We start from the raw sequence: 2960 nt of genomic DNA, 5'->3' as shown, positions 1-2960 counted from the left end.
AAGAACCTCTCTCAGGGCCAGATATAACAAGATTATTTAACCTGGAAGAAGTTAATTTCGGTCCCTGGCTTAATGATCAAAATGAAAATGTTTTAGCTGCTTTTGTATCTGATAAAAAGACAGGTACTGATGGTATGCTTTTAATTTATTTTCCTGTTGATGGAAATCTTGCCCCTTTTAAAGATGATGAATTATCAGTTGCTGAAGACAATCTATGTTTTGAAATGGAATAGGTGATTAATATGGCTAAATTTATTAGAGAAGATGAAAGTTTTGTTTATCCTGATGGTGAAGAATATATTAAATTTGAGGAAGTTGGAGAAATTACCGAAGACAGATGTCCAGTAGATGTTGTTGCTAAATTTAAAACTGACTATAGCAGTGATTATCCAGTAACTGATGCCTATCCTTTTAGTGGAGCGACTGTTTTACTCAACTGGAAGGCAGTAGATAATTATAGTGATTTAGGCTTTTACTTCCAGACTAAACTCTGGACCTATCCTGAAGTTGAATTAGGTGGCTATTATGACTATCATTATTACAATGCAGAAGAATTTACTGGAGAACTTGTGAAAGATCAATATTACTATGTAAGATTATATCTGCCTGATTTTTCTTCACCATGTCAGATTAAAGTCTGGCCTGTTGGGGAAGTAGAACCTGACGAGTGGTTTTTAATAGAACCACAAGTTGATGTTTATCCAGGATATATCGGTTATGGAGTTGGATACAATGAATTTTTAACGTCTGCTGAATTTGATTATATTACTGTGGGAACAAAGGGAGATATCCCTGATTCACCTGATATTACTTTTGCAGATCCAGTTCTTAATTCTGTTAATTCTGTGGAGATGAATTTGAAGTTGGCCCGGGCCATAATTTCAGGAAATATGGAGATGGATACTTATATACACGAAAAGTTTCCACCTCATTTAAGTGGTTATAATAAGTTTTTGAAGGCCAATCATAAAAGAGCCATGAAAAAACAACGACTGGTTAAAAGACCGAAAAGAGGCGATTAAGATGGCTAAAGTTACAGGTCCACTTTTTTCTATTAATGCCAGTGGCCAGTTTGCTTCTTCAATGGTGTTTTCTAACTGGAAAGGTATTAATGTGGTAAAAAAGAAAGGTGTCCCTACTGGTGAAAGTACTGCCCAGCAGAACTTTGTTAAAGCCTGTTTTGCTGATTGTGCTGATGGCTGGAATGAATTGAGTGCTGAGGAGAAAGTAATGTGGGAAGAGATGTGAGTTAAAAAAATATGCTCTCCTTTTTTATATTAATAAACAGGGGAGCATGTTAACTTTCTAATTTTTTTATATTATATTTATCTATTTATAAATTACTTTTCTTCATTCGACTTAATATATTAAAAATTTTAATAGCCGGCAGGTATAACATCATGGCTGAGCAGATAATCATAACTTTCTCTTTTTACTATAAGATTAGCCTCTCCCTCATTTATAAGAACTATTGCTGGACGAGGTATACCATTATAATTATTTGATAAAGCATAAGTGTAAGCTCCTGTACAGGTTACTGCCAGTATGTCTCCTCTCTTACTTACTGGAAGTTTAATATCTTTTATAAGTATATCACCAGTTTCACAACATTTACCGGCAATACTCACTTCTTCTTCTGGTTTTGCATTCATTTTATTTGCTAAAAAAGCCTCATATTCTGCTCCATATAATGATGGTCTGATATTATCACTCATACCTCCATTTATTGTTATATATTTTTTAATATTTTCGATATCCTTGATCATTCCAATTTCATAAAGAGTAGTCCCGGCTGTTCCAATTATAGACCTTCCCGGTTCAAGTAACAATTCTGGTAAAGGATAGTTATGATTATTAACTTCTTTTATTACTTTTTCAACCATTTCTTTAACATATTTTTTAATAGGAATCACAGGATCATCTTCAGTATGAGGAATACCCAGGCCTCCACCAAGATCTAACTTGGTCATAGTAATCCCATTTTCATTTTTCATATCTTTCATAAATTTAACCATTATTTCAATTAATTTTAAAAAACCTTCTTTTTTATAAATTTGCGAACCAATATGGGCATGAATTCCCTTCAATTTTAAGTTCTTATATTTATTTGAAATTAAATCAACTAATTTTTCTGCATCACCATTTTTAATTCCTACTCCAAATTTTGAATCAACTTTTCCTGTTACCATAAAATCATGAGTATGAGCTGCTATACCAGGCGTAAGACGTATCATTACTTCCACATTTTTATTATATTTATCTGCCAGATCGTTTAATAATTTAGCTTCTGGAAAATTATCTACTATAAATCCTCCAATATTATTTTTTAAAGCTAATTCAATTTCAGAAGCTAGTTTATTATTTCCATGAAAAAATACTTCTTCAGCTGGAAAATTAGCTTTTAAAGCTGTGTATAATTCTCCTCCAGATACTACATCAAGACTAATATTTTCTTCTTTAAAAATTCTATAAAGTGTTCTATTAGCAAAAGCCTTACTTGCATAAAGAATTTTTGATTCTCCAGGATAAGAAGAAAGACCTTTTTTATATTCATCAATTTTATTTCTTATTTCTTTTTCATCAAGAACTATAAGAGGAGTATCAAATTCATCTACTAATTTATCTATTCCAACTTCTCCTATCTCTAAAACTCCTTTTTCATTTTTTTGCATAGTACCATATAAGCGCAATAATCTCATCTCCTTTATATAACCAAACAACTATATCTAATATATTAAATTTACTCCATTTTAATCTAATAGATGACAGGCAGCATAATGTTCATCACCATAATCTTTAAATTCAGGTTCTTTTTCACTACATATATCCATTGCCTTCGGACAGCGTGGGTGGAAACGACATCCAGATGGTGGATCTACCGGACTAGGTACATCTCCTTCTAAGATTATTCTTTCCTTATCATAGGTTGGATCTGCTATTGGTATTGCTGATAGTAAAGC

5 protein-coding genes are annotated in these 2960 nt (G+C 32.2%); 3 read left to right on the top strand and 2 right to left on the bottom strand.

Translation table 11 applies throughout. The annotated features are described in order from the left end of the window. The 3 genes from VJ881_05225 to VJ881_05215 form a co-directional block, all read left to right on the top strand. A partial coding sequence (locus tag VJ881_05225; protein HKL75451.1) for a hypothetical protein occupies positions 1–233 on the top strand: 233 nt, incomplete at its 5' end. Positions 234–242: 9 nt separating this feature from the next. Beyond that, complete coding sequence (locus VJ881_05220; protein HKL75450.1) at positions 243–1022, top strand: hypothetical protein; 780 nt, start codon at positions 243–245, stop codon at positions 1020–1022. Position 1023: 1 nt separating this feature from the next. Next, positions 1024–1248, top strand: coding sequence for a hypothetical protein (locus VJ881_05215; protein HKL75449.1), 225 nt, complete (start codon positions 1024–1026; stop codon positions 1246–1248). A gap of 128 nt (positions 1249–1376) precedes the next feature. On the opposite strand, the gene lysA is transcribed toward VJ881_05215, so the two are convergent. Both lysA and VJ881_05205 read right to left on the bottom strand, forming a co-directional pair. Then, positions 1377–2690, bottom strand: a complete 1314-nt coding sequence (gene lysA, locus VJ881_05210) for a diaminopimelate decarboxylase (GenBank protein HKL75448.1) — start codon at positions 2688–2690, stop codon at positions 1377–1379. A 60-nt stretch (positions 2691–2750) separates the two neighbouring features. After that, positions 2751–2960 (bottom strand): oligopeptide/dipeptide ABC transporter ATP-binding protein (locus tag VJ881_05205; protein ID HKL75447.1); only part of this gene is annotated, 210 nt, incomplete at its 5' end.

This window comes from Halanaerobiales bacterium, assembly GCA_035270125.1.
In the GTDB taxonomy this organism is placed as follows: Bacteria; Bacillota; Halanaerobiia; order Halanaerobiales; family DATFIM01; genus DATFIM01.
This window is presented reverse-complemented; position numbering and strand designations above follow the sequence as displayed.

Bases quoted from the DNA above. Each gene is read 5' to 3' on its own strand.
- VJ881_05220 (HKL75450.1), top strand. From the start codon at position 243: ATGGCTAAATTTATTAGAGAAGATGAAAGTTTTGTTTATCCTGATGGT.
- VJ881_05215 (HKL75449.1), top strand. From the start codon at position 1,024: ATGGCTAAAGTTACAGGTCCACTTTTTTCTATTAATGCCAGTGGCCAG.